Source organism: Nocardia arizonensis, assembly GCF_001310275.1.
GTDB classification, from domain to species: Bacteria; Actinomycetota; Actinomycetes; order Mycobacteriales; family Mycobacteriaceae; genus Nocardia; species Nocardia arizonensis.
On the sequence record NZ_LGYZ01000030.1, the window covers coordinates 38,325 to 63,739 of the forward strand.

32 protein-coding genes are annotated in these 25,415 nt (G+C 68.0%); 28 read left to right on the forward strand and 4 right to left on the reverse strand.

The genetic code is table 11. The features are described 5' to 3' along the window. Positions 1-598: 598 nt before the first annotated feature. The 28 genes from APZ21_RS35435 to APZ21_RS05485 all read left to right on the forward strand — a co-directional run bounded on the left by APZ21_RS35435 (position 599) and on the right by APZ21_RS05485 (position 22,453). Complete coding sequence (locus APZ21_RS35435; protein ID WP_239476495.1) at positions 599-784, forward strand: HNH endonuclease; 186 nt, start codon at positions 599-601, stop codon at positions 782-784. A gap of 103 nt (positions 785-887) precedes the next feature. Continuing rightward, on the forward strand, positions 888-1,346 hold the full coding sequence (locus APZ21_RS05355) for a phage terminase small subunit P27 family (RefSeq protein WP_054812094.1): 459 nt from the start codon (positions 888-890) through the stop codon (positions 1,344-1,346). Next, positions 1,318-3,054, forward strand: coding sequence for a terminase large subunit (locus tag APZ21_RS05360; RefSeq protein WP_054812095.1), 1,737 nt, complete (start codon positions 1,318-1,320; stop codon positions 3,052-3,054). The genes APZ21_RS05355 and APZ21_RS05360 overlap by 29 nt, the downstream gene beginning before the upstream one ends. A gap of 12 nt (positions 3,055-3,066) precedes the next feature. Next, complete coding sequence (locus APZ21_RS05365) at positions 3,067-3,336, forward strand: hypothetical protein (RefSeq protein ID WP_054812096.1); 270 nt, start codon at positions 3,067-3,069, stop codon at positions 3,334-3,336. Between the two features lie 11 nt (positions 3,337-3,347). Next, positions 3,348-4,616 (forward strand): phage portal protein, encoded by a 1,269-nt coding sequence (locus APZ21_RS05370; RefSeq protein WP_054812097.1) that lies wholly within the window; start codon positions 3,348-3,350, stop codon positions 4,614-4,616. Between the two features lie 3 nt (positions 4,617-4,619). Further along, positions 4,620-5,411 carry an HK97 family phage prohead protease gene (locus APZ21_RS05375; RefSeq protein ID WP_054812098.1) on the forward strand — a complete coding sequence of 264 codons (792 nt, stop codon included), beginning with the start codon at positions 4,620-4,622 and terminating at the stop codon, positions 5,409-5,411. A gap of 31 nt (positions 5,412-5,442) precedes the next feature. Beyond that, positions 5,443-6,747 carry a phage major capsid protein gene (locus APZ21_RS05380; RefSeq protein WP_371852353.1) on the forward strand — a complete coding sequence of 435 codons (1,305 nt, stop codon included), beginning with the start codon at positions 5,443-5,445 and terminating at the stop codon, positions 6,745-6,747. Between the two features lie 62 nt (positions 6,748-6,809). Beyond that, positions 6,810-7,103, forward strand: coding sequence for a hypothetical protein (locus APZ21_RS05385; RefSeq protein ID WP_156370704.1), 294 nt, complete (start codon positions 6,810-6,812; stop codon positions 7,101-7,103). Position 7,104: 1 nt separating this feature from the next. Then, entirely contained in the window at positions 7,105-7,653 is a 549-nt protein-coding gene (locus APZ21_RS05390) for a hypothetical protein (RefSeq protein WP_054812101.1), read from the forward strand. Then, complete coding sequence (locus APZ21_RS05395) at positions 7,650-7,955, forward strand: hypothetical protein (protein WP_054812102.1); 306 nt, start codon at positions 7,650-7,652, stop codon at positions 7,953-7,955. The genes APZ21_RS05390 and APZ21_RS05395 overlap by 4 nt, the downstream gene beginning before the upstream one ends. 2 nt (positions 7,956-7,957) lie before the next feature. Continuing rightward, positions 7,958-8,221 carry a hypothetical protein gene (locus APZ21_RS05400; RefSeq protein WP_054812103.1) on the forward strand — a complete coding sequence of 88 codons (264 nt, stop codon included), beginning with the start codon at positions 7,958-7,960 and terminating at the stop codon, positions 8,219-8,221. After that, the gene (locus tag APZ21_RS05405) at positions 8,218-8,622 is read left to right on the forward strand and encodes a hypothetical protein (protein WP_054812104.1); all 405 of its coding nucleotides are present in this window, start codon (positions 8,218-8,220) and stop codon (positions 8,620-8,622) included. Before APZ21_RS05400 ends, APZ21_RS05405 begins: the two co-directional genes overlap by 4 nt. 69 nt (positions 8,623-8,691) lie before the next feature. Beyond that, positions 8,692-9,507, forward strand: coding sequence for a hypothetical protein (locus tag APZ21_RS05410; RefSeq protein ID WP_054812105.1), 816 nt, complete (start codon positions 8,692-8,694; stop codon positions 9,505-9,507). A gap of 91 nt (positions 9,508-9,598) precedes the next feature. Next, positions 9,599-9,940, forward strand: a complete 342-nt coding sequence (locus APZ21_RS05415) for a hypothetical protein (protein ID WP_054812106.1) — start codon at positions 9,599-9,601, stop codon at positions 9,938-9,940. Next, on the forward strand, positions 9,937-10,299 hold the full coding sequence (locus APZ21_RS05420; protein WP_054812107.1) for a hypothetical protein: 363 nt from the start codon (positions 9,937-9,939) through the stop codon (positions 10,297-10,299). Before APZ21_RS05415 ends, APZ21_RS05420 begins: the two co-directional genes overlap by 4 nt. Before the next feature lie 14 nt (positions 10,300-10,313). Then, complete coding sequence (locus APZ21_RS05425; RefSeq protein WP_054812108.1) at positions 10,314-10,688, forward strand: hypothetical protein; 375 nt, start codon at positions 10,314-10,316, stop codon at positions 10,686-10,688. Between the two features lie 4 nt (positions 10,689-10,692). Further along, positions 10,693-14,598 (forward strand): phage tail protein, encoded by a 3,906-nt coding sequence (locus tag APZ21_RS05430; protein ID WP_054812109.1) that lies wholly within the window; start codon positions 10,693-10,695, stop codon positions 14,596-14,598. 5 nt (positions 14,599-14,603) lie between these two features. Then, a complete protein-coding gene (locus tag APZ21_RS05435; RefSeq protein WP_054812110.1) occupies positions 14,604-15,575 on the forward strand; it encodes a hypothetical protein in 972 nt (323 codons plus the stop codon). 1 nt (position 15,576) lies between these two features. Beyond that, positions 15,577-17,265 (forward strand): Gp37-like protein, encoded by a 1,689-nt coding sequence (locus APZ21_RS05440; RefSeq protein ID WP_054812111.1) that lies wholly within the window; start codon positions 15,577-15,579, stop codon positions 17,263-17,265. Positions 17,266-17,302: 37 nt separating this feature from the next. Next, complete coding sequence (locus APZ21_RS34685) at positions 17,303-17,542, forward strand: hypothetical protein (protein WP_162240302.1); 240 nt, start codon at positions 17,303-17,305, stop codon at positions 17,540-17,542. 71 nt (positions 17,543-17,613) lie between these two features. Continuing rightward, positions 17,614-18,252 carry a phage gene 29 protein family protein gene (locus APZ21_RS05450; RefSeq protein WP_275426183.1) on the forward strand — a complete coding sequence of 213 codons (639 nt, stop codon included), beginning with the start codon at positions 17,614-17,616 and terminating at the stop codon, positions 18,250-18,252. Beyond that, positions 18,245-19,084 (forward strand): peptidoglycan recognition protein family protein, encoded by an 840-nt coding sequence (locus tag APZ21_RS05455; RefSeq protein ID WP_054812114.1) that lies wholly within the window; start codon positions 18,245-18,247, stop codon positions 19,082-19,084. The genes APZ21_RS05450 and APZ21_RS05455 overlap by 8 nt, the downstream gene beginning before the upstream one ends. Further along, a complete protein-coding gene (locus APZ21_RS05460) occupies positions 19,084-19,347 on the forward strand; it encodes a hypothetical protein (RefSeq protein ID WP_054812115.1) in 264 nt (87 codons plus the stop codon). The genes APZ21_RS05455 and APZ21_RS05460 overlap by 1 nt, the downstream gene beginning before the upstream one ends. Positions 19,348-19,365: 18 nt before the next feature. Beyond that, the gene (locus APZ21_RS05465; RefSeq protein ID WP_156370706.1) at positions 19,366-19,725 is read left to right on the forward strand and encodes a hypothetical protein; all 360 of its coding nucleotides are present in this window, start codon (positions 19,366-19,368) and stop codon (positions 19,723-19,725) included. Position 19,726: 1 nt separating this feature from the next. Then, positions 19,727-20,554, forward strand: coding sequence for a hypothetical protein (locus APZ21_RS05470; RefSeq protein ID WP_054812117.1), 828 nt, complete (start codon positions 19,727-19,729; stop codon positions 20,552-20,554). 15 nt (positions 20,555-20,569) lie between these two features. Further along, positions 20,570-20,878, forward strand: coding sequence for an LtfC-like domain-containing protein (locus APZ21_RS05475; protein WP_054812118.1), 309 nt, complete (start codon positions 20,570-20,572; stop codon positions 20,876-20,878). 27 nt (positions 20,879-20,905) lie between these two features. After that, positions 20,906-21,247 carry a phage tail fiber protein gene (locus tag APZ21_RS05480; protein WP_054812119.1) on the forward strand — a complete coding sequence of 114 codons (342 nt, stop codon included), beginning with the start codon at positions 20,906-20,908 and terminating at the stop codon, positions 21,245-21,247. A 132-nt stretch (positions 21,248-21,379) separates the two neighbouring features. Further along, positions 21,380-22,453, forward strand: a complete 1,074-nt coding sequence (locus tag APZ21_RS05485; RefSeq protein ID WP_156370708.1) for a DUF7257 domain-containing protein — start codon at positions 21,380-21,382, stop codon at positions 22,451-22,453. 64 nt (positions 22,454-22,517) lie between these two features. Here APZ21_RS05485 and APZ21_RS05490 read toward each other — a convergent pair whose 3' ends face one another. The 4 genes from APZ21_RS05490 to APZ21_RS05510 form a co-directional block, all read right to left on the reverse strand. Further along, on the reverse strand, positions 22,518-22,709 hold the full coding sequence (locus tag APZ21_RS05490; RefSeq protein WP_054812121.1) for a hypothetical protein: 192 nt from the start codon (positions 22,707-22,709) through the stop codon (positions 22,518-22,520). 465 nt (positions 22,710-23,174) lie between these two features. Continuing rightward, positions 23,175-23,411 carry a hypothetical protein gene (locus tag APZ21_RS05500; protein ID WP_054812123.1) on the reverse strand — a complete coding sequence of 79 codons (237 nt, stop codon included), beginning with the start codon at positions 23,409-23,411 and terminating at the stop codon, positions 23,175-23,177. Continuing rightward, complete coding sequence (locus APZ21_RS05505; protein WP_239476496.1) at positions 23,408-23,659, reverse strand: hypothetical protein; 252 nt, start codon at positions 23,657-23,659, stop codon at positions 23,408-23,410. The genes APZ21_RS05500 and APZ21_RS05505 overlap by 4 nt, the downstream gene beginning before the upstream one ends. 156 nt (positions 23,660-23,815) lie before the next feature. Further along, a complete protein-coding gene (locus APZ21_RS05510; RefSeq protein ID WP_054812125.1) occupies positions 23,816-24,997 on the reverse strand; it encodes a helix-turn-helix domain-containing protein in 1,182 nt (393 codons plus the stop codon). Positions 24,998-25,415: the final 418 nt, after the last annotated feature.

Genomic DNA, 25,415 nt, shown 5'->3' on the forward strand with positions numbered 1-25,415 from the left:
TACCGGGACCATTCCAATCACTACCGGAGGAGATTCCGCCATGCTGTCCACTCTGCTGTCCACCGGTTCGGCCGTCGTCGGTGCCATCGTCGGCGCGATCGACTGGCCCGCCGTCGCCGCCGCTGTCGTCGGCGCGATCCTGTGACCCTGCTCGACGCGCTCGGCCTGCTGTTCGAGTGTCTGCGTCACCAACCGATTCGCACGCTCGAACAGCCCATGTACACCGCGCCGTTGGGCGTGTGGTCCTGGTGAAGATCATTGGTCGTGACGGCTCGGTCTGGCACCTCACCGCCGGGCCGTCCGGCCACCTCGGTACACGGCTCGACGGCGTGTACTCACCACCTCGTCGACCCCGTCGACACATGCCTGATTGGCTCGACGCCGCACTGCTGCGCCTCGTGCGCTGGATCGCAGCCCGAACGGTGCAACGGTCTCGCTGATGCCCAGCAGGCCGCCCCGCGTGTGCAACCGCTGTCGACGACCCGCACCGAGCGGGCAACGATGCCCGTGCACGCCGGCGTGGGCCGGTAGCGCGTGGGCCGGTGGCAGCACCCGACGCTGGCGCACGCTGCGCGCATCCAAGCTCGACACCGACCCCGTGTGCGAGTGGCCGCGCGCATCGTGCCGAGCTCTCGCTACAGAGGTCGACCACATCACACCGTTGCACCTCGGCGGCACCCGGTACGACTGGGCCAACCTGCAATCACTGTGCGAGGAGCACCACCTCGTGAAGAGTCTGGAAGAGGCGCAGGAGGCCCGCCGTGGCACCCCCGCGCCGTTCTGACCCCGGGTAGGGGGTCGGAATCTCTACGACCGCCCGGACGGACACCGGCGGTGGAGCTTTCCTTTCGCGCGCTCGAGTTGACCAACTTTTTTCGGGGGGTGAAATGCCCGGACAATCCGCCGCCCCGGCCGGTCTGCGCCTACTCAAGGGCCGATCGGAGGGGCGCGACAGCGGCGGCCGAGTCGTCACGCCGCCGCCGGCGTTCCGCCGCATCCCGCCACGCCCGCCGACCTGGCTCTCTCGTGAGGCGCGGGCCGAGTGGAAACGAGTCGTGCCCGGCCTGTCGCGCCTCGACCTGCTGAAAGAGGAGGACCGCGCCGCGCTGGCCGTTTACTGCGAGACGTGGTCGCGGTGGGTCAAAGCCTCGCGCGAGGTCGAGCGCGACGGGTTCACCGTGCCGACCGCGCACGGCGTCAAGCGGAACCCCGCCGTGACCGTGCTCGAGACCGCGACCACGCAGCTACGGGCGATGGCGCAAGAGTTCGGCCTCACCCCGTCGGCCGAGGCACGGCTCGCGCGCGACGGCGGCGGCGATGACCCGGACCACGACCCGTTCGCCTGATCTGCCCGACGCCGAGGAACTCGAGCGGCTCAAGCTCTCGCCCGAGGTCGCGTGGTATCTGCTCGACCGCGGCATTCCGCTACCGGATTGCCCGCCACGATGGAAGACGCCGGAACCGCGCGACGAGCCGGGCGCCCGATTCGATCCCGAGCGCGTCGACCGCGTGCTGGACGCATTTCGCGCACTGCGCCACACGAAAGGCCGCCTCGCCGGAAAACCGCTGATCCCGGACCCGTGGCAAGTGGCCTATATCCTGGCGCCGACGTTCGGGTGGGTCCACCTAGACGAGGATTTCGGCGTGTATGTGCGGATCATTCGCACGCTGTACGTGGACGTTCCCCGGAAAAACGGCAAGTCCACGTTGTCGGGTGGAATCGGAATCTATCTGACCGCGGCCGACGGTGAAGAGGGCGCGCAGGTGATCGCCGCGGCGACCCGCCTCGAGCAGGCACAATTCGTGTTCGCGCCGATCAAGCAACTTGCCGAGAAAGCGCCGGCGCTGCGAAAGTACGTCACGACGTACAAGGCCAAGATCGTGCACGAGCGGACCGGCTCATACTTCCAACCGGTCTCGAACGCGGGCGACGCCCAGCACGGCGCCGACCTACACGGCGGCATCGTCGACGAGTTGCACCTGCACAAGACGAACGACCTCGTCGAGGCGATCGAGACCGGCACCGGATCGCGCTCGCAACCGCTCATCGTGTTCATCACCACGGCGGACGCGAGCCGCAAGGAAACCCCGTACGACCGGAAACGCACGCTCGTCGAGCAACTCGCCCGCGGTGTGCTCACCGACCCGGCCACCTACGGCGTGGTGTGGGCCGCCGACGAGGACGCCGACCCGTTCGCCGAGGAAACGCAGCGCGCAGCGAACCCCGGATTCGGCGTCTCCCCGACGAGGGCGTTCCTCAAACAGGCCGCGGTCAAGGCCCAGCAGTCGCCGGCCGATCTGTCGTCGTACCTGCGCCTACACCTCGGCCTGCGCACGAAGCAGGCCACGAAGTACCTCGACATCACGGCGTGGGACCGCAACGCGAGCATGATCGACCCCAAGCGCCTGCGCGGCCGGGCCGCGTTCGGTGGCCTCGACCTGGCGAGTGTGTCCGACTTGAACGCGCTGTGCTGGTGCTTTCCCGACCCGGATCGCGGCGGCTATGACCTCGTGTGGCGGCTATGGACACCGGAGGACAACGTCGCCGCCCTCGATCGGCGCACCGCCGGTGCCGCCTCGGTGTGGGTGCGCCGCGGCATCCTCACGACCACGCCGGGGAACGTCACCGATTACGAGTTCATCCGATCGGCGATCACCGCGGATTCCGAGACCTACGACGTGCGCGAAATCGCGTACGACCGATGGAACTCGAGCCAGTTGGTAAACGACCTCGTCGCCGACGGCGCCCCCATGGTGACCATGGGCCAAGGGTTCGCATCCATGTCGGCGCCGACGAAGGAACTCAAACGACTCATGTTGTCGGGCACCGAGGACCGGCCGGTACTCCGACACGGCGGAAATCCGGCGGTGCGCTGGACGGTCGACAACTTCGCCGTAGCCATCGACGCCGCCGAGAACGTCAAGCCCGACAAGGCAAACGCCGGCGACAAGATCGACCCCGTTGTCGCGCTCGTCATGGCGCTATCGAGGGCGATCGAGGCCGCGCCGAAGACGACCAGCGCATACGACGACAACGACCTGATGGTCGTATGACGAAGGGCGGCAATGGAAATTCTCGGCCTCGGCCTCGTGCTCGCCGCCGCGGCACTCGCCGCGGCCGGGGCGTCGTGGTGGCGCTCGCGCCGCTACGTCGTGCACCGGCGCGTGGTGGTGAACCTGCGCAGCGGCACCGCAGTAGCGGGCGTGATTACCGAGACGCGCGGCCCCCTGCTCATCGTCCGCGACGCCACCGTGCACGACGGCGACCAAGCGGCCCCGGCCGATGGCGAGATCGTGATCGACCGCGCGGCCATCGACTACATCCAAGCACTGTGAGGGGGTGACCGGTGGCGTTCGTCGTATCCGAAGGTGCGGTGCGGTCGCTGTCGCGGCCGGGGCAGCCCGTACAGCCGCGGCTCAGGCTCGCCGACGACATGACCATGGACTACTACGAACTATGGCGCACGCAAGGGCCGGTTCGTACCTGCGTGACGTTCCTCGCGCGGAATATCGCCGAGCTCGGCATTCATTTCTTCGAGCGGCGTAGCGACCTCGAGCGGGTGCGGATCACCGATCACCCGCTGTCCGATCTGATCGAAACGCCGAACCCGTTCACCACGCGGTATCGCCTCGTGTCCGCGCTCGTGCACGACGTGGGGATCTGGGACCGCGCGTACTGGTGGAAGATCAAACCCAAGACCGGCGGCCTCGGCCTCGTGCGACTCCCGCCGCCACTGGTGACGCCGAAGGGGGAGAACTGGCTCACCCCCGACGCATTCGAGGTCTCGGCGAGCAAGGGCAAACGCCTGATTCCCGCCGACGAGGTGGTCTATTTCCGCGGGTACTCCGGCCTCGACGATTTCGGATCGTCACCGATTGAGGCGCTACGTTCCACGCTGGCCGAGGAATGGGCCGCGGCCCGAATGCGCGAGCAAGTGCTCCGCAACGGCGCGCGCGTCTCGGGCTACCTGTCGCGGCCGGCCGAGGCGCCGAAATGGGAGGACACCGCGCGCGAGCGGTTCCGAAAGTCGTGGCGCTCGCAGTACACCGGCGGCGGCCCGGAAGTCGGCGGCACACCGATTCTCGAGGACGGGATGACGTTCGTTCCGGCCTCGCAGACAGCGAAGGATTTGCAGTACCTCGAGGTACGCAAGCTGTCCCGCGAGGAAGTCGCGGCGGCGTATTTCATCCCGCCGCCCATGGTCGGAATCCTCGATCACGCCACGTTCTCGAACATCACCGAGCAGCACAAGATGCTCTATCAGGACACACTCGGGCCATGGCTGACCATGCTGCGCGAGGAGATACAGCTGCAGCTCATCCCCGACTTGACCGCCGAACGCATCTACGTCGAGTTCAACCTGCGCGAGAAGCTGAGCGGCTCGTTCGAGGAACGCGGCGCCGCGATACAGACCGCCGTCGGCGGCCCGTGGATGACCGTAAACGAGGCCCGCGCGCTCGACAACCGGTCGCCGATCGAGGGCGGCGACGTGCTGATCCGTCCGTTGAACGTCACGCAGAACGGCGACCAGGACCCGACCCCCGCCGAGCCCGCCGACGACGCCGACCCGGTCGACGAGGACACCGACCCGCCCGACCTGCCCGAGGAGGACTGACCCGTGAACACGAAGGCGTGCGCCGTCAAGATCAAGGCAGGACCCGACGCCGGGCTCGCCGAGGGTGAGTTCGTCGCCTACGCATCGGTGTTCGGCAACAAGGACTCATACGGCGACGTGGTGCAGCCCGGCGCGTTCGCCGCCACCCTCAAGGCATGGGCGGCGAAAGCGATCCCGATTCCGCTGCTGTGGGGCCACAACACCGCTGACCCGGATTTCAACCTCGGTGAGATCGTCGAGGCGTCCGAGGACTCGCACGGGCTCAAGGTCCACGGTCGCCTGGATATGGACTCGCCGAAATCGGCGCAGGTGTACCGCCTGCTCAAGTCCGGCCGGGTGTCCCAGATGTCATTCGCGTACGCGATCGTCGATGGCGAGTGGGTCGAGCCCGTAGGGGAGGGCAAGACGTACAAGGACGCCTATTACTCGCTCAAGACGCTCGACCTGTTCGAGGTATCCATTGTGCCGATCGGCGCGAACCAGGAGACCGAAATCCTCGCAGTGAAGGCCGCCGCCGCGGGCCTGCGCGCCAAGGCCGGCCGAGTGCTGTCGGCGAAAAACGAGGACATCATCCGCGAGACGGTCGACCAGCTCGAGCAGGCCGCCGCATCACTGAAAGCTGTACTCCCCGCCGACGGGGCGACGGAGGACGAAGAAGACCAGGACAAGACCAGCGGTAAGGAACCGTCCCCGGGGAAGTCCGCGCAGACTCCCGCCGGCCAGACCACGCCGAATCCGGTCGTCTCCCTGGCGTTACTGGACGCGCTCGCCCTTGAAATCGAGTGCAGCGCATAACCATTCACACCACCGGGAGGAAATCGACATGATGACCAAGACCAAGCTCGGCGAGCTCCAGAAAGCGGCACTCGCCGCCACCGCCGCGGCCCGCAAGATCGTCGAGGAGAAGGGCGACCCCTCGAGCTGGGCCGAGGACATCCTGGCCGAGTACAACGCCGAGATGCAGAAGGGTCGAGACCTGCTCGACCAGATCAAGGTCGCCAAGCGCGACCTCGAGATCCTCGATGAGGCGAAGAGTCTCGCCGCCGAAATCGGCGAGCCCGCGGTCGACGACCTCGACGAACAGGGCCGTATGCCGGTGCGCGAGCGCGTGAAGGCGCTCGGGCTCCAGGTGATCGAGTCGCCCCAGTTCAAGGCGGCCATGGCGCCGTTCAAGGGCGGCCGAATCCCCGATGGGACCCGGTTCCACTCCGACCCGATCAACATCAAGGGCCTGTTCGTCGGCGGCTCGGACACCTCGGCCGGCGCGTTCGTCGTGCCCGAACAGTCCGGCATCGTCGAGCCGCTCGGCCGGAAGCCGCTCACGATTCGCGACCTCGTCTCGGTGCGCCGCACCGGTTCCGATGTCGTCGAGTACGTGGCGCAGACCAGCCACACCAACGCCGCCGCGGTCGTCGCCGAGGCGACGAGCTCGGCAGCGCCGACCGCCCCCGGTAGCGCCGGCGCGCTCGTGCTCGACGCGAACGGCGGCTACAAGCCCGAAGGCGCGTGGGCCTATGAGCGCCGCACCGCAAACGTGAAGACGATCGCCGAGTGGGTGCCGGCCACCAAGCGCGCGCTCGCCGACGTGGCGCAGCTCGAGGGCCTCATCAACGACGAGTTGCGCGCCGACATCGACGAGGCCGAGGAGGGGCAGATCCTCGCGGGCAACGGCACGGGCGAGAACTTCACCGGCATTCTGAACTGGTCCGGGGTGCAGACGCAGGCGTTCGCAACCGACCTGTTCACCTCGGTTCGCAAGGGCATCACCAAGGCACGCACCGTCGGCCGCGTGAACCCGAACGGCATCGTCGTGAACCCGGCCGACGCCGAGACCATCGACCTCACCAAGGACGCCGACGGTCGGTTCTTCTACGGCGGACCGTTCGCCATCGGCCCGCGCACTCTGTGGGGCCTGCCCGTCGTCGAGAGCGAGACTCAGCCCGCCGGCGAGGCCCTCGTCGGCGACTTCGCCAAGGCCGTGATCTGGGACCGCGAGGACACCACGGTCACGATCACCGACAGCCACGCGGATTTCTTCATCCGCAACATGGTCGCGATCCTCGCCGAGAAGCGCGAAGCGTTCGCCGTCACCCGGCCGACCGCGTTCGTCAAGGTCGACATCACAGCGTGACGCTGTTCACCTCACGGGCGGCCGGCGCACCGGCCGCCCGTGCTCAGCAGGAGGAGGGACACATGCCCGAACTTCGCGTGTACGAGGTCGAGGTCAACGGGTGGCCGACCACGCTGCAGCTCACCGTGGCCGACGCCGCCGCGCGCGGCTTCACCGACGAGGACACCGTCGACCACCGCACCGCGGTACGTGAGTGGCTCGACGCCGAGACCGCCGAGCGTCAACGCACCGAGGCCGCCGAACTCGAACGCGCCGAGGCCGAGCGCCTCGCCGCCGAGAGCGCGTCGGCCGCCGAGGTCAAACAGGCCACGCCGGCGAACAAGGTGCGCACCAGGACCCGCAAGAGCGGCGCGTGAGATGAGCTCGCCCGTCCCGTCGCTGCTCGACCTGGCCGCATACCAGGCGCTCGCCGCCGGAACCGGCCTCGAGTACGCCCGCCTCGCCGGTATCGTCCGCGAGATTCGCGACTATTGCGGATGGCATATCGCCCCGGCGATCGACGACACGATGACGGTCGACGGCAGCGGCGGCACGGTGCAGCAACTCCCGACGCTCGCTCTGAACTCGGTTGCCAGCATCACCGAGAACGGAACCGCGCTCGAGACGACCGCCTACGAATGGTCGCGCGACGGCTCGCTGCGCCGGTGCGGCTACTGGACCACCCGGTACCGCGGCGTCGTCGCCGTGGTGAATCATGGATTCGCCGAGGTGCCCGAAAACCTCGTGTCCGTGATCCTCGACGCCGCCTCGCTCGCGATCGCGACACCGGTCGGAACCGCGGTCGTCGGCGACGAGCCCGAGAAAATGGGGCCGTTCGAGTGGGGCGCCCGGACAGACCGCGGCGTCGTGCTCACCGCCTCGCAGCGCCGGGTGCTCGACCGGTATCGAATCCCGAGCCGGGCATGAGTGAGACCGTGATCCGTCACCGCGGCGGCGGACACGACGACGACGGCAATCCGGTGCCGTGGGGCGACACCGCGATCGCAGTGCAGGCCATCGCGCCCGGTGCCACGGCCGAATACGTCGACCGGGGCCGCGATGGTGACCGCGTCGAATTCACGATCTACGCGACGCCCGCCGTCGACATCACCGACGCCGACGAGGTGACCGTACGCGGGCAGCGGTGCCGGGTACAGGTCGAGGATTGGCGATCACCGCGCACGACCCGAACCGGGACGGTCGTGCTCTGCACGAGGGGAAGGGGGTAGCCATGGCCCGTATCAAGGTGACCCTCAATCGTGGCGAGGTCGGGCTCCTGCTGCGTACCGCGTTCGGCCCCGAACTTGAGGCGGCGGCCGGACTCATCGCCGAACGCGCAGGCCGCCGCGGTCACCCCCGAGACGTTCGAGTTCATCGCTACACCACCGACCGGCAAGTGGTGGCCGTGAGCGTCCCCGCCTACCGACAGGCGCGATACGGCGCACTATCCAAGGCCGCCGCCGCGGTCGGGCTCACGGTGCGCGGGAACCTGTGAAGCCGTTCCGAACCCCGGCCGACCCGGCGAAGGTCGCCAAGGACTACCTCGCTGGCGTCGTGCCCGGCCTCGTCGCGGCACCGGCACCGACGTTCGGCCTCGTCGTGCCGCCGGACTGGACACCCGACGACGCCCCGCGGGTCGTCGTATTCGACGACGGCGGCCCGACGGTATGGCCGGCGGCTACCTCGCCGAGCCTGCGCGTCACCGTCTGGTCGGCCGGCCGCGACCGGTCCCGGCGCATCGCCGGTGTGTGCCTCGGCGTCCTGCTCGCCCACCGAATCCCCGGCATCGCCGCGGTCACCGACCCGACGGGCCTCGTCGAGGACATCGACCCGAACAACCGGGGCGTCATGGCCTCGTTCACGGTGCGGGCGCTGGCCCGCACGCTCGCGGTCTGAAATCACGCCGCCCGAAACGCCTGCCCCGCACGGGTGGGGAAATCCGCACGCTCACGGAAGGAACCGAACATGTCACTCACCCGTAACCCCGAAGCCGTCCAAATCTATTCGGACGCAGCGGTATACGTCGGCAAGACGTTGACGCCGAACAACCCCGCCACGATCGCGGCCGATTTCGATGCGACGTGGGACAACCTCGGCATTCTCAACGGCGACGACGGAATCAAGAATGCCCGCGAGTGGGACACCACCGAGCATTTCGGATGGGGCATCGGGCGATACCGCAAGGGGCACAAGAACTACAAGGAATCCAAGGTGGTGACCTGCCTCGAATCGAACCCGACAACCCGCCGGATCGCGCGCCCCGGGTCGAGCCCGACGAATATCGTCGTGCCGCGGCCGGGCCTGTTCATGCTGGCGTTCGAGTACACCAACGACCAGGGGCTGCTGGAACGAGAATTCACCGCGCGACCGGCCGAGTGCTGGATTCCGAACCTCGACCGCAACGAGAGTGATCCGACCTCACACGAGGTGACGGCGGACATCTTCGCGACCGGCTCGGGCCTGCTGTACGTGCGCCAGTACACGCCGATCAACGAAACCCAGATCGTCACCATTCAGGGCACGGCGACCGCGGGCACGTTCAAACTGTCGTACCTCGGCGAGGAAACCGGCACCATCGCCTACAACGCCGCGGCGTCGGTCGTGCAGGCCGCGCTGGTCGCGATCCTCGGCACAGACAATGTCACGGTGAGCGGCTCGGCCGGCGGACCCTACACGGTCACCCTGCAGGGCGACTTCGCCGGCGAGGTGAACAGCCTGCTCGTCGGCGACGCGACCGGCCTCACGGGCGCGACCGGAATCCTCGTCGCGGCAGCGCCGTAACAGACGCGGCCGGGTCCCGGAATTGCTGGCGTGGTTTCGCCGGACCCGGTCGCTTTCCATCGCGAAACCACGCCAGCAGGGAAACCACGCCATGCCCCGCCCCGCCCCGGTGCCCACCGAGGACGAGATCCGTCGCGCCGCCCAGCACCTCGGCCTCGCCGACGAGAACGGCAACTACAACCAGCGCGACCGCAACCGCATCGCCGCGGCAATCCAACGCGCACGACAGGAACAGGACGCCGCCGCCGAGCCGCTCGCCGGGACAACCGCCGAGGTGCTCGGCCGATTCGCCGGCGAACTGGCGAAGCAACCCGGCCTCGGCGCACTCGGCGCCAAGAGCTGGGCCGCGATCCTCGGCGCCACCGCCGCCCACCTACTCGAGACGCAAGGGTTGCGCCTCGATTCACCACGAGAGGAAACCACGCCATCATGACCACAACCCCCCGCCGGACCGCCGCCAAGAAGGCCCCCGCGCGCGCGATGCCGCACCGCCCCGCAGGTGTGCGCGAACCGCAGGACCACCAGAAGCCCGCCGCGCAGCGCGAGGCCGAGGCCGCCGAGTTCGTCGAATTCGAGTACGCCGGCAACGTCTACACCGCCCCGGCCAACCTCGAACGCACGAAGGGCGTCGCCCGCGCACTCGACGAGCGCCGCGGCACGGTCGCACTCGAGAAGCTGCTCGGACCGGCTGAGTTCGCGCGGTTCCTCGCCACGGACCCGTACGACGCCGATTACGGGCACATGCTCGACGCATGGGCCGACGCCGCCGGTCTGGACAACGCGGGAAACTGACGACCCTACTGCGATTGCTGCGCGAAGTACCGGACAAGGTCGAGCGCGACCTATCGCGTTACCACCATGTCCGGTACTCCGACCGGTGGCGATACGACGCCGCCGGCGTGCCACTGCTCACGCTGCGCGAAATCTGGGTACGCATCGTCGACCTACCCGGCGACTCGGCGATCGCAGTGCACGAGAACGGCGGCAAGCCGCAGTGGGGGACCCTCGAGTACCTACTCGCCGACATCTGGCAGGCACTCACCGGGCAACCGCACGGCGCCCGACCGAAATCCATCACACAGCGCGCGGTCACGGCCGCACGCAGGCGCGCCGAGCGCGGCGTAATGGCCCGATTCGCCCAACGCAACCGCACCATGGCGACCAATCGGGATAGGGGGTGATCCGTTGGCTACCGCATACGCCACCCTCGAGGTAATCCCCACAGTCCGGGGCATCACCGGGAATATCGAGCGCCAGATTTCGGGGCAGCTCACGGTCGCCGGACAGCGGGCCGGCCTTGACGCCGGTTCGGCGATCACGGCCGGTATCGGCTCGGCGAACTACGAATCGACCGGACGCACCGCCGGTACCCGGGTCGGCGTCGGACTCAAGACCACCGGCCAGAAAGCCGGCCGTGACGCAGGCTCGGCGATCACGGCTGGCCTGCGCAGCGCCGACTACGCCGCCGCGGGCCGCGACGCCGCCGGACGGTTCCGAAAGGGACTCGTGGCCGGCGGGCACTCGGCGGGGCGCGATGCCGGGCGGGCCGTCGCCGACGGCGTCCGCAGCGAGGATTACGAGGCGTCCGGCCGGTCGGCGGCCGACCGTATCCGTTCCGGCCTCGTCTCGGGACTGCGGGGCGTCGGTGTCGGTATCAACGTTGCGACGCGCGGCCTGTCGCTGTTCGTGGCGAACGCGAGCACGATCGCCACCGGGTTCGGTCTCGCCGCGCGGTTGGTGCGTAGTTTCAGCGCGGCCACCTTCATTTCGGCGCTCGCCTTGCGGCAAGTGGCGGCGACCGGTCTAACGCGCCTCGCGGGCGCGCTACGCCTCATCTCGGCCATAGCGAGCAGGGTCGCCGGGGAAATCGGACAGATCACCTCGGCGTTCCTGGTGCTGCAAGGTGTGGTTCGGCTCGCATCCTTCATGACCAATTTCGCGCAAAAGCTGGCGTTCATGACCGTCGGGGCGGCCACCGCGATAGGCGTCGTATCCGGTCTGGGAACGGCCATCGGCGGGGCGCTCATGTCCGCGCTGTCGGCGGGCGTGATGGCGCTCGGCGCATTCGCCGGTGCGGCCGTCGGTCTCGCAGGTCCGGCCATATTCGCCCTGAAAATCGGCATGAAGGGACTCAGCGAGGCGGCCGGGACATTCGGCGAGGACTGGAAAGAGGCCGACGAGGCGTTTAACAAAATGGTCGGTCAGCGAATGGGGCCGATGCTCACCGCCGTTCGCACACTGAAACAGGAAATGGTCGACCGATTCTCGGCCGAACTCACCCCGGCATTCCAGAAAATAGGCGTCGGAATCGACCAGGTCCGAGGCAAATTCGGGTGGATGAGCGTCTACACCGGGCAAATCGGCAAGGGCATCGTGGATTCCCTCACTGGCCCGGAAACCATCGGCGCGATTCAGCGGATGGGCGACGCCTCGGGCGTGTTCTTCCAGCACCTCAACAAGGACAATGTCGGACTCGGCGGCCTCGCAAGTGGATTCGTGCAATTCGCCGCCGCGGCCGCGACCACGTTCCAGGATTCCAGCAAGAGCGCGAACGACTTTTTCCTGAATCTCGGAAACAAGTTGGCGAGCATCACCCCCGAGCAGATTCGAGGGGCGCTGAGCCAATTCACGCAGATTTTCGAGAATGTCTCGAACGTGGCAATGCCGCTGTTCTCGCTGTTCCGGCAGATGGGGCAGGCGTCCGCACAGGGCCTCGCTCCCGGATTCGTCGCCGTCGGTGGCGCCATCCGCGAGGCAACGCCCGGCCTCGTCAACATGGCGAACATCATCATGCCCGCGCTTGGCGAGGTAATGCAGCGGCTCGCCCCGCTCATTCCCGCACTGGTGCACGCATTCACGCCGTGGGCGACGACGCTCGCCACGATCGCCCCGCCGCTCGCGACCGTGCTGTCGCACCTCGCGCCGCTCGCGCCGTATCTGCTGATGGCGGCGACCGCGTTCAAGGTGGTCGGCGCGGCGATGCTGGTATGGAACGCGATTACGTTCGCCTCGTCGGTGGCGCAGGGCGTGTTCGCGGCAGCGACGGGCCGTAGCGCAATGACGCTGACCGGCAATACGATCGCGCTCGCCGCGCACAGGATCGCGCTCATTGCGGGCGCGGTCGCTGCGCGCGCGTTCGGCATCGCAATGAATTTCGCAACCGGCCCTATCGGGTTGATTATCCTCGGCGTCGTCGCGCTCGGTGCGGCGCTGTGGGCGTTCTTCACCAAGACCGAGACCGGAAAACGGCTGTGGGAAAAGATTTGGCCCGCGATCAAGAATGCCGTTGCGGTGGTTTGGGAATGGCTGCAAGTCGCATGGGACTGGATTCTCAATGCCTTCCAGTGGCTCGGCGACAAGGCTATGTGGCTGTGGAATGCCGCGATCAAACCGGCGTTCGAGGGAATAGGCGCGGTCATTTCGTGGTGGTGGGACAACATCGTCATGCGCGTGTTCAACGCCTACAAGGTCGCGTTCGAGGTCGCGGGCGCAGTAGCTATGTGGTTGTGGCACAACGCGATACAACCGGCGTTCGACGGGATTTCGGCCGTTATCTCGTTCTGGTGGGACAACGTCGTCATGCGCGTGTTCGGCGTGTACAAGACGGTATTCACCACGGCGGCCGAAACGGTGATGTGGTTCTACAACTCGGGCATCAAACCAGCATTCGACCTCGTCGGCTCGGTGTTCGAGTGGTTCAACACGAAGGTTACCGAGGTCAAGGACTGGGTCGTCGGGAAATTTACTGACGTGGTCACGTTCGTTACCGGTATGCCCGACAAGGTGCGTTCGGCGACGGCGGGCCTATGGGACGGAATAAAAGATTCGTTCCGGTCGGCGATCAACTGGCTTATCTCGGCGTGGAATAATTTCAGCCTCGGATTCGATTTCGAGATCCCGGTAATCAACAAGCGCGTTCAATTCACCATCGACACACCGAATTTGCCGCTACTCGCCGGCGGTGGCGTGGCCGGCCGGACGGCGGACGGGCGGCTGTGGGGGCCGGGCACGCCGACGAGCGACAGCATTCTCGGCCGGGACGCGCGCGGTATTCCGACCGCGCTCGTGTCCACCGACGAGGGCGTCGTCAAGGCGTCGGCGATGGCGCGCGGCGGTGCCGAGCTCGTCGCCGCGCTGAACCGTGGATGGGTGCCGCCGCTGGAAATGCTGCGCGCGATGCTGCCCGGCCTCGCCGGTGGCGGCCTCGTCGCGGGGCAGGACCTCGCCCGCGGCGAGGCGGGCAAGCGATATCAGTACGGCGGCGTCGGCGATCCGTCGTGGGATTGCTCGGGCATCGCCGGGGGTGTGTGGGCGGCGGCCGTCGGGAAGAACCCGCGCCGTCGCTACTTCACCACCGATTCGGATTTCGCCTCGCTCGGTTGGAAACCCGGACTCGGCGGCAGTGGAGATATCAGCATCGGCACGAACGGGCGCGTCGGCGAGGCCGGGCACATGGCGACGACCGTCGGCACGCTCAACGTCGAATCGTCGAGCGGCGACGGCGTCGAGGCAGGCCCGGGGGCGAAGGGTGCCGCCGATTTCGCGAAGAAATGGCACTGGCCGATGTCCGGCGACCCCGGCGGCGCGCTCGGGTCCGGCACCGCCAGCGGACTTGGCGCCGATGGTTCCGGGGGCCTCGGGTCCGGCACCGGAGGTACCAGCGGCGGCCCGAGTACCAGCGGCGGCACGAGCTCGTCGGGCAGCACGTCGCGTCCCGCTGGCACCGCGGTTCCGGTGTGGGTCGACAACTTCCCGGCGTCGCTCACGACGAGCAGCACGGCGGCCGACACCGCGGCGGCCAACACGACGACCCCCGCCGCCTCGTCGGGGGTCAACGGCACCGCCGAGGCCACGGGCGAGCAGTTCGACCAGGCCGCCGCCGTCAGTGCCGCGTTTACCAAGTTCAACGGCGCGATCGGCAAGGCCGGCGAGTCCTGGCTCACCGGCCAGAAATCGGCGATCCCCGGTATCGGCGGCCACGTCGAGGGCATGGAGAAGACGGTCAACAACTGGCAGATCGTCACGGCCGATATCGCGGGGGCGTTCGACCGGGTGGCCCGCGAGCAGAAGCGCCAGACGGCGGGGAAGTAGGCGAGGTGGGCGTATACGCAACCGTCGAGCTGTTCGGGTGTGACGACTCGTATTTCTGCCTGTCCGGCCCGGGTGCCGGTGAGCAGGGCGTGGTGCTCGGCACGAACCCGCAAGGGCTGTACGACGCCCCCGTGCGGGTGTCGATGAAACGCGGGGCATTCGAGATCGGCGGCAAACCGAGCAAGGTCGACCGGCCACACCGCGAACTCGACATCGGCCTCGGGGCGTTCTCGCCGAACGACGACCCCGAGGAATGGGCCGACATCGACTCACGCCTACGCGGGGCGTTCGACTACGAAATCGACCCATGGGACCCCGCCGCCGGACCTGCTCGCCTCGCGATCACCACACCGCGCAGCGGTACCCGCTCGCTCGACGTGCTCATGCTCGAATCGCCCATCCTGGCAATGGATAGCGACCCATGGGACTACGGGCACAGCCTGTTGCCGATGATGCTCGTAGCACCACAACCCATGTGGTACGAATCCGACTGGACCGGCGACGACGAGCACCCCGCGGGATGGATGCTCGAGGGCGAGGAGTCCGGCGACGGCGAAGTGTGGGTGTGCAATCCCACCGACCGCCCGATGGCGCACACGGTGATCGTCACCGGCGACGGTCGCGCGCACATCCCCGATGTCTCGTGGACCGGGCCGAAGGGCGCGCGCGTGATCGGCGTCGATTTCCGGTCGGGCCGCGACGACTCCGACCGCGTGATCGTCACGACCCCCATCGGGCCGACGAACGGTAGCGGCCTGCGCGCCAACGTCGACCGAATGAAAATCCCGTTCGAGGACTTCACGAATACGAACGTGACGGGCCTCATGGGCGGTAACCGCCTGCTCTATGTGATCCCGCCGTACACGCCATGGACCGCGCTACCGGTCGCGGCGTCCGAGGTTACGAGCGACACGTTCGGAATCCTGTTCCGCCAACCACGAATGTGGAGCCGGCCGTGGGGCCTCGAGAGGTTCTGACATGGCCGTGATGACGGCGGACCTGCTCGCCGAATGTGAAGCCATCTGGCAAGTCACCGAGGAACGCGAGCGCCAGCGCGCCGCGCAACGCCTCGAACCGCCCGATGTCTCGCTGTACGACGGCGAGTTCAACCCGCAGGGCTGGCTCGACGCCGAGTACCTCGGCGATTTCGAGTGGAAAGATAACGACACCGGCGCGGGCGTCACCGAAATTCCATGGGACCACTACACCGCGCAATGGATTTGGGACGAATGGGGCCGTCTACAGCGCGGCGAGAAGCGAACCGTTCACATCGTCGTCGAGTGCCGCAACGGCGCGCGCTGGTCCGGGCGCCTCGATTCGGTGTCGGCCGAGAAGCGCGAAGACGGTTCCCGCGTCCTCGTCGTGAACTGGCTCAGCGATTACGAAACCGTCAAGTGGTACACGGTTTGGAGTAACCCGTTCCTGCCGTCGGCCCTGCAATTCCCGCGCGTTTTCATGCTCGCCGGCGGCGCCCGTTGGTGCCTGCTTACCGCCCTCCACCTGCAAGTCATGCGCGAGCAACAATCCTGGTGGAACCTGCCCGACGACCCCCTCGACCCGGACTCGTGGACACCGGCCGACGTTTCGCAGTGGTCGGTCGTGGTAAAGCCGCACAGTTTCGGCGACGACCTCGCCGACGGGATTCTGTGGGCGCTGCTCTCGTCGAGATTCAAGAACTGGCACACAGTCGCAGCGCCAATTCTCGCCGACGCCGAACTGTCGGTCGTGTGGCGGCGGTACATGCCGGACCTCGGCGACGAACAGCCGATTCCGGGTATGACGCTGCGCCCGGGCGCGCTGGTTATCGACATCGTCGACAAGTCGGGCTATTTCAACCAGGGCACCGCCAACGGCGGAACGCTGTGGGACGGGCTCGTTAGGGCCGTCGCGAGTTTCGTCGGCTCGTTCATCGACCCGGATGTCGAGGAAATCGCTAGCATCGACGAACCGACCTACAAAATTCCAGGATTCTTCAGCACGGCGAAAACTACGCCCTATGTCGTCTGGCTCGAGGGCGAAGAAACCGGAATTCAGTCCAGTAAATACACTCGGTGGCCGTCAAAGGGCGTTCAAGTCGTAGTCGGCGGTCATTCGATGTACGGCGTAAATGAAGCCATCTCGGCGGCCGTGCAATTGGCGTTTGACCTGCTCAGCGCCGCATTGTTTGTGCCCGCGCTCGGGGGTAGCGCGGACGCCCTGCTCGCCCCGCTGTACACCGACACCGTCCTCGCATGGATGAATGTCAAGAGCGTCGAGAGATCGTCGAATGACGGCTGGGCGGGCTATTTCGAGTATTTCCAGGACGGCGCCGATAGGGCATTCACGATCGAATCCCTATTGGTCCTGCGCGCTGGATTCTGGGCCACTCGACAGAAATTCGCCGCCGAGGTCAACGTAAACGACGGTAGCCCGTGGGTCATCGGCGACCAGGGCCGCGGGCACTGCTGGGTCGGCGACCGCGTCGGGTTCGGCGTCCTCGGCGACCGCACCGGCCGGATTCACGTCGACCGGATCAAGTCGATTCGCCTGCGTTACAGCGATTCCGAGCCGCTCTCGTGGATACCGGTAATCGGCGACAACAGCGACGACAAGGACCCCGCAGTCCGGGCAATCGAGAAGCTCGAGGGCGTGTTTTCCGCGCTGCACGACCTCGGCGTATTCGGCTGAGAACTCAACCACGCCAGCAAGATTGGAGGACCCCGCCGTGTCTCAACTCGTGTACTTCCACATTCCGGCGAAACGCCCCGGCCCGTGCCGACGACCGTTCGCCGAACTCCGCTCGGCCGTCCCGCCGCCGATCGCCGCCGCAGCGCGGTGCCTCGTCGGCGAGGTCGCACAGTTCGACGAGTGCGAGGACGACATCGACGAGGCCACACAGGTACCCGTTCGCTACCGGGGGCGCGTGATGGCCGCGCCGCTGCAAGCGGCGCGGCCGGTGCTGTGAGCGAGATCGAGGACGCCTCACCGCAGGCACCCGGCGCCGACCGGACCTCACCGCAGCGCCGGCCGTGCAAGGTGTGCGGCACTCGCCGGTGTCCGTGCGAGTGGTGTCACACGAAATGCGGGCTCGATCATCGACCGTGGCTCACCTCGGGCACGTTCCCGACCGTCGCGACCTGCAACCCCGATTGTCCGAGCGAGGCGTTTCTGCCGTTCTTGGTGGGCCTGCCCGGTATGCGCGGCGCATCCATGGCCGTTCCGATTGCCGGGCTCAAACAGTGGTCGACCCGCCTGTGGAACGGCGGGGCGCGACGGGTCGCCGAACAGCGCGAATTCTATTGGCCGCCCAAGGCCGGCGAGTTGAATCCGCTGTTCGCCGCAGGCGAATGGAAGGACGAGCCGCCGCCGCCGGACTGGTCGACCGATGTCGATATCAATGCGCTGTCGGGCGTGATGCAGGCCGAGCTCAAGCGCCAGTTCGACGAACGCGAGGCCGCCGCCGAGGCCGCCCGGCCCCCCGAGGTGGCCCGCGGCTACGTCACGCGCGTAACCCGATTCGACCCGACCGAGCACACCGTTACCGAGGTGCTCGCCCACCTGCGCACCGCGAGCCTGGCCGAAGTGCGGCGCGTGATCGCGATCGAGGCCGAGACCAGCAAGCGCGCCGGAATTCTCAAGCGGCACAAGGATAATGGAGGTTCGACCAATGGCTGATCCCGTATGGCTGCCCGAGGTTCTGCGCGCCGAAGGTCTCGAGGTGCGCGAGTTCCCCGGATGGCGCGACCGCGGTCACGGCGATTTCGGCGACATCTGGGGCGTGGTCGCCCATCACACCGGTTCGTTCGGCGCCACCCCCGGCAGCATCGCCAATCACCCGACGCTCGGGCTGTGCTCGCAGCTGTACCTCGGCAGCGACGGCGCGTACACCGTGGTAGGCGCCGGCATCGCGTACCACGCCGGACAGGGCGCGTACCCGGGCCTACCGCGAGACAACGCGAACGCCTACACGATCGGCATCGAGGCCGCCAACGATGGCGGCGGCTCGCCGGGACGGCCGCACCGCTCGAGCTGGTCGGACGCGCAGTACGACGCATATGTGCGCGGCGTGGCCGCGATCCTGCGCCACCTCGGACACGACGCCTCGCGCATCATCGCACACCGCGAGTGGGCCGGTGCCGCGCAAGGGAAATGGGACCCCGGCGCCATCGACATGCCCACGTTCCGGCGCGACGTTCAAGCCGCCATCGGCGGCACCCCCGCACACCAGGAGGACGACATGCCCACATCTGCCGACGTTGCTAAGGCCCTGCTCGCAACGCGCCTCAAGCGCCCCGACGGCACCGACGGCGACACGGTCGGCAACGTGCTGGCGTGGATCGACCAGCACGCCGCGCAGCTTGTCGTCGAGCAACTCGGACCGGGTTCCGAGGCGATCCGCGGGCCGGTCGTCACCCCGACGAGGTGGGCCGAGCTCGGCGACCGCACGCAGGTCGAGGCGCTCGCGGCCCTGCTCGACGCCGCCGGTATCGAGGGGCGGGCGAAGTGATGGGATGCCATAGCACCCCCGAGGACCCGACACAGGTTCGGTTTCCGTGGCGCGCGGTCCTGCGCACTGCGCTGTCGGTCGTCATCGGCACCGCCGCCGCTATGCCGATGATCGTCGCCGCGTCCGGCCTGCCCGATACCGCGGCCGGCGTCGGAACGCTGCTCGGTGTCTCGGCCGCCGTGACCCGCGTCCTCGCCGTGCCCGCGGTGAACCTGGCGCTCGCCCGGTGGGCGCCATGGTTGGCCGCCGAGCCGAGGCAGTGAACGCGCATGGTGTACACGGTGAGAGGGGATGACGTGCTCAACGAGATGATCGCCGCGGCCGGCGGCGCGCTCGGCGTCGGCGGCCTCGGCGGCGCGCTAGTCGGCGCTGCCGTCGGCCGCCGCGGTCGCAAGGTCGACGCCCTCGAGAAGATCGAGGGCATAGCGACCCGCCTCGCCGACAAGGCCACCGAGGCCGCCGACAAGCGGGTCGCGCAGGTGGAGGCGCAACTCGCCGCGTACGAGGTTCGCGACCGTGATCGCGACGAGCGACGGCGGCTCGCGGCAGCATTGCATACGCAGTGGGATAACGCGATCGCTGACCAGATTCGGGCGCTCGGCGGCACCGCGCCACCGCCCCCGCCGCTCGAGGTGGTGTGAGTTGACGCAGCCCGACGGCGCGAATCCGAACGGCGCACTCAACCCAACGCGCCCGGGTTCGTTCCTCGAGTTCCAGGAACTCACCGAGGCGGCGATATTCGACAAGAGCAAGGCGCCGATCGTCGGCACGACCGGCTCGGCGACCCGGGCTCAGCAGGACATTGCCGCCACGGACGGCAATGTCATTCCGAGTGGCGGCGGGTTGTGGCAGACGTTCACACGGAATGCCGACGCCACGTTTCCCCGGATCATGCTGCAACCGGAGTTGAACAACTCGACGGGCACCGGCGGCGGTAGCGGCGGAAGTCACTCGCATTCGATGAGCGACAACCAACCGCCGGACTACACCCCGGCCGGCCACGGCGCGAACCTCATGGAACTCGGATACCTTGAGTGCACGAAGGATCGCCGGTACCTGCGCGGCACGTTCGGTACCGGCAACTCGGTGACGCTGGCCGGAATCACTGCCCTGTACCTGTGCGCCTATCTCCAGGACCCGACGAGTGGCGACCTCGACCTCATGGCCGCAACCGGCAATATCACGATGAGTGTCGGCGACACGAACACCGAGTACACGTTCGATTTCCCCGCCGCGCTCGACGCGCTGAAAAGTGACATATGGGCCGTCGGTGTATTGCAGGTGACCAGCGCGTTGCAGACCTGCAAGTCGATTCTCCGAAAACGGGTGTGGTCGATGAACGCCCCCGCCGGATTCAAGCCCGACGCGCTGTACGGCTACGCCGGGCCGTACACCTCGCCGCCGAGCTCGATCGCGTACAGCGCGATCACGTTCGGAAACAGCATCGTTCCGTACTACGCACTCAGCTAGGCAGGAGGCCCGCCTATGCCGATCGGATGGCGTTCGATCCGCGACGACATCGAGCTCACGGGAGGCGATTTCATCGTTTCCCGCACTCATCCCGCCGGCGAGCTCCCGCCCGGCACCACAGCCGAAATCGTGTGGGCCACGACGCCGTCGCCGACGACGTGGACCGCGGTCGTCGAGGACGGCACCGTGTCGTGGCGCGAAGAACAGGCGGCCGTGGCCCTCATTCCGGCGGGCACGCGGTTCGTCATGTGGATTCACTACCCGAACACCGAAACCGAGACCACCGACGATTTCGAGTGGGTCAAGGGCGTTGCCCGTCGATAATCCCCGAGCCGCAAGGAGGTTCAACCCATGACAGCCACGACCGCCGAGCGAAACGCACACGCGGAATTCTGGGCGTCCCGCTCCAACACGTTCTCCGCGCACACTGGCGACCCCGGCGCGGCAGGCACCGCGAACGAGGTGGTCGGCGGCGGCTACTCGAGGCAGACCACCACATGGCCGGGCTCGGCCACCGGCGGAACCATCACCGGTAGCCAGCTGACTTTCTCGGTGCCGGCCGGAACGAGCGTGACCCACCTCGGCCGATGGAACGGCAGCACATTCGTCGGGTCCATCGACAGCCCGGACGCCTCGGTGTCGCCCGCCGGCGAGATCAAGCCGACCCCGTCGTACACCTACAACGGCGACTAGATGTCTCTGCCGTGGCCCGGACCGGACACGCGCCGAATGCGTTTCCCCGGACCGGACACCGCCGAATTTCGGTTTCCCGGACCGGATCGCCGCGCGATCGCCTGGCCGCCCGCGCCGACGTTCGCCGTCCTCGTGCTCGCCGAGGCGGTCGGCGTCGGCACCGCTGGCGCTGTCATGTCGGCTGTGTCGCTGCCCGCCGTCTCGGCGAGCGGGACCGGATTCGCCACGGCCGATTTCACAGCCTCGACCGCAGTCCTCGCCGCCGCCGCCGGAACCGGCACGGCCACGGCGGTCTATCTCCCGTCCGAGGTCGACGCCGAGGCGGTCGGCGTAGGCGTCGCCTCGGCCGCTGTGCTCCCGTCGGTGGCCGCCGCCGTCTCGGCGAGCGGCACGGGCACCGCCTCGGCGACTGTGTACCCGGTCGCCCCCGTCGCGCCGGCGGCCTCGGGCACCGGAACCGCAGGCGCATCGGTCACCACGCGCACAGCGGTCGCCGCCGCAGCCTCGGGCACCGGTTCGGCGACAGCGACGGTCACGGTCGGACACGTCTACACGAACCCCGACACGTTCAACCGCACGGACTCGGCGAGCCTCGGCTCCGATTGGCGAGTGGACCGCAACGGGTCGCCGAAGATCGCGACGAACCGCGCGCAGATGCAAACGATGAGCAACGGCGACGGTCGCGCGGGCAACTGGACCAGTTACCAGGCCGGCCCGGCGTCCGGGCAATTCGCGACGGACAACTACGAAGTAGAGCTGCAGCTCATCGCCCCGGTAGGCAACGCGGCAACCGACAATTTCACAGGCGTAATCCTCGCCGCCGCGGATACGTTCGGCGGCACTGGCGGCACCGGCGTGATGTGCTACTGCCTCGTGTCGACCGGTAGCGGCTGCAAGATCATGACGCAGACCGGCATACCGGTGTCGTCCGGCATATCGTCGGGGCAGACCGGCCAGACGCAACAGGCCACGACCGCGACGAACATCGCGAGTACCGACCTGATCCGGTTCCGGCGGTCTGGAAACGTGTTCACGCTGTATCGAAACGGGTCGTCGTTGCTCACATGGACCGACGCGAGCAACATCGTTTCCAGTGGTGCGACGAATCGGCGGTGGGGCCTCATCTTCGAGGGGAATTACCCGCTGTTCAATGCCGAATTCCGCTCACCCGCAGGCGACGCCGTAACCTCGGCCCGCGACCTGTAGCAGCACGCCCCGAACGAAACGCGCCCCCGCCAACCGGCGGGGGCGCGTTCGTCGTTTCGGTGGTTCAACGACCGCCGAGCCCGTTCCTTGCCAGCCACTTGTCGACCCACACCGTCGCTGCCTGCTTGTCCAGCGTAGGCCAGTTCATTTGCATGAGCTGGACCACCACGAGCATTCTCGTGTCGTCGGCGGCGGACCCGGCCGCGGCGGCGGCGGCCGAATTCTCGATGTTCTTCAAATCGCGCATGAGTCCCACGGCGGCGTTCCTGTCTATCGGGTGTCGATGGGTCGTTGTGACCTCCCATCGCCCGATGATGGCGCATCGATACACAAACCGCCCGGTCTCAGCGCCACCCGGGCCGATCGTCGATCCATACGACAGGCCCCGGTATCGACCCGTCGCCGACGCACAACCACAGCGTTTGCCGCGAGGTTCCCGTCTGGCGCATCATCTCGGCCGTATCGGCGAAGGTCACCATTCGAGGCCGCATGAACGGCGCACCGTCGGGCGACCACGCGCGAATACACGCGAGCGACCACCCCGGCCACCGACCCACCTCGATATCCGGCGACGGCACCCACACTCGTTCGCTGTGACGCCACGCCAAGAGTTGCCGGTACGGATGACCGGACAGCATCGCGAACGCGCCGAGGCTGTAGTACCGCCGAATTCCCGCGTCTCGGGGGTCCGGCCGCAGCACAGGCGTCGTCGTCGCGGCCGTCACCGCTCGACCTCGACGACGACCACCGATAGCGGCATCACGTCGACCGGATCGCCGAGGGCGCCGAGGGCGGGCTGCGCGTCGTCGAGCTCGACATATCCCGGCCCGCCCTCGATCGGGTGCACGGTGCCGAATTCGTCGACCACCGACCATGACCCGTCGTCGTGTTGCAGCCACCCGGTGAGGTCATGGTCCTGCTCGTCGTGCCCGTCGCGGCGGGCAAGCTCGCCGATCATGGCAGATTCTTCGAGTTGCGCGGGTCGGGCACGACGCGACCGGCCTCGACGAGCGTTCGATGTGCCGCCCGTTTGCGCGCGCAGGTGTCAATCGGGCACCCAGCGTGCCGCTGCATGGCGTAGTGGGCGGCCTCGGGTGTGAATGCTCTGTCGGGCGCCTCGTGCGGCCACGCGAGCGGCAGCACGTCGCGGTTCAGCAGTTCGTCATCGGCGGCGATGAGCGCCGCCATTTCACGTGATGCGGCCACAGGCCACCCCCGGCGGGTAGAGGATTCTTGGATTCCGCCGACGCCGGAGACTCTCGAGGTTCATCCGGCGTCGGCGTTGTCCTAAGACTCGCCCGGTGGGGTGGCTTGCGTCACTGTCAGTTTCGGATCGTGTCGGCCGGAACTGTCAGTAAGCGGTCAATATTCGAGGTGAACGAGGTCCGCAAGCTCGCGCATTTCCTCGGTCAGAGTGCGGCGGCGCTCGATCATGGCGCCGACGATGTCGCGCGAATAGCGCTGTTGCACGATCCATTCCGGCGCCTTGCTGGCGAGGTCGCCGAGCGTGCCCATGGCGTCGCCCCAGTTGCCGAGCTGCTGGTGTGCGTTGGCAACGTCGAGCCGGTGGCGCAGGCGCCCGGCGGCGCCGGGCAGCAGTTTCGCCGGCGGCGTGCGCTCGGCGATTTCGAGCGCGAGCCGCGGCTGCTCGGTGAGCGCGGCGGCCTCGACCGCGACGTGCTCGACCGTGATCGGCCCGAACTGCCTCGTGGTCGACGCCTCGGTAAGCACCTCGCGGCCGATCCGGCTCGCGGCGGCGCGGGCGAGGCCGATCGCGTCCTCGTACTCGTGCATCCTGTTGTCGCGCACGGCGATCGTGGCGACGAACAGCCACAACCGGCCCCATGCGGCGAGCTGTGCGAGCGAGGCGCGCGAGAACTTCGGCTCGATCCGGTCCGCCCATTCGAGCGCCAGCGCCCGCGCGGGGTCGAGGTGGCCCTGTCGCAGCTCGCCCCATACGCGCGTTGCGACCGCGGCGGCGGCCGTCGTCTCGTCGTCGGCCGCCTCGATCGCCTGATCGAGCACGAGCGCGGCGTCGTCCCATTGCCGATTCTGGGTGAGCAGCCACCCGACCATGCCGAGCGAGTGCGACCGCAGGCCGCGGTCGTCGATAGTCGCCGAGTCGCGCAGCAGCGCGGGCACGGCCGCGGCCATCTCGGCGTATCGGTGCGCGGCCATCTCGCCTTGTAGGCGCAGCAGCTCGGCGCGCACCTCGGCGGCCGTGGCCGGTTCGCCGTCGGCCTCGGGCGGCGCGGCGAGTGCGTGCCGTACCGGCTCCCAGACATCGAGCGTCGCCGCGTCGGCCGGTTCGCCGTCGCCCTGGCCGACGCCCTGTAGGGCCGATGTCGTGACGCCGAGCGCGCCCGCGATCTTGCGCAGCGTGGCGAGCCTCGGGTTCAGGCACGACGGGTCGCGGTTCTCGAGCTTGGAGACGTACGACGGCGAGAGATTCGCGCGGGCGGCGAGCTCGGGCTGCGTGAGGCCGCGCCGCTTGCGGATCGCGGCGACTCGGTCGGCGAGGTCGCGGTCGGTATGATCGGGCACGATTCCTCCGGTTCAGGAGTCCCGGACCCCCGCACGGTGGCAGCCGTCGCGGGGGTCATTTCTGCTCAGGGTACGCCCCGACCGGGTGTGGACGCGGTCCACAAACGGGGCTATTCTCCCTTCACAGTATCCCAAGGAATCCCGAACTATCCCAAGGAATCCCAAGGTCGCGGGTTGTGAGCAGGGGAAATACAGCGGTTCAAGTCCCCCTTCGCCCACTCCACTCGATGGATGGCCCATGCCCACAAGGGTGTGGGCCGTTTCTCGTTTCGTCCTTCTTGTGGGGGCGAAGCCCCCACACCCCACCCGGCGGGGCTGCGCCCCCCGGACCCCCCGTTTTGGGGGCTGCGCCCCCTTGCCCCCTTTTGCTTTACCGAGTGGTCGGTGGGGTGTGGTCGGTGGGGTGTGGGGTGCGGGG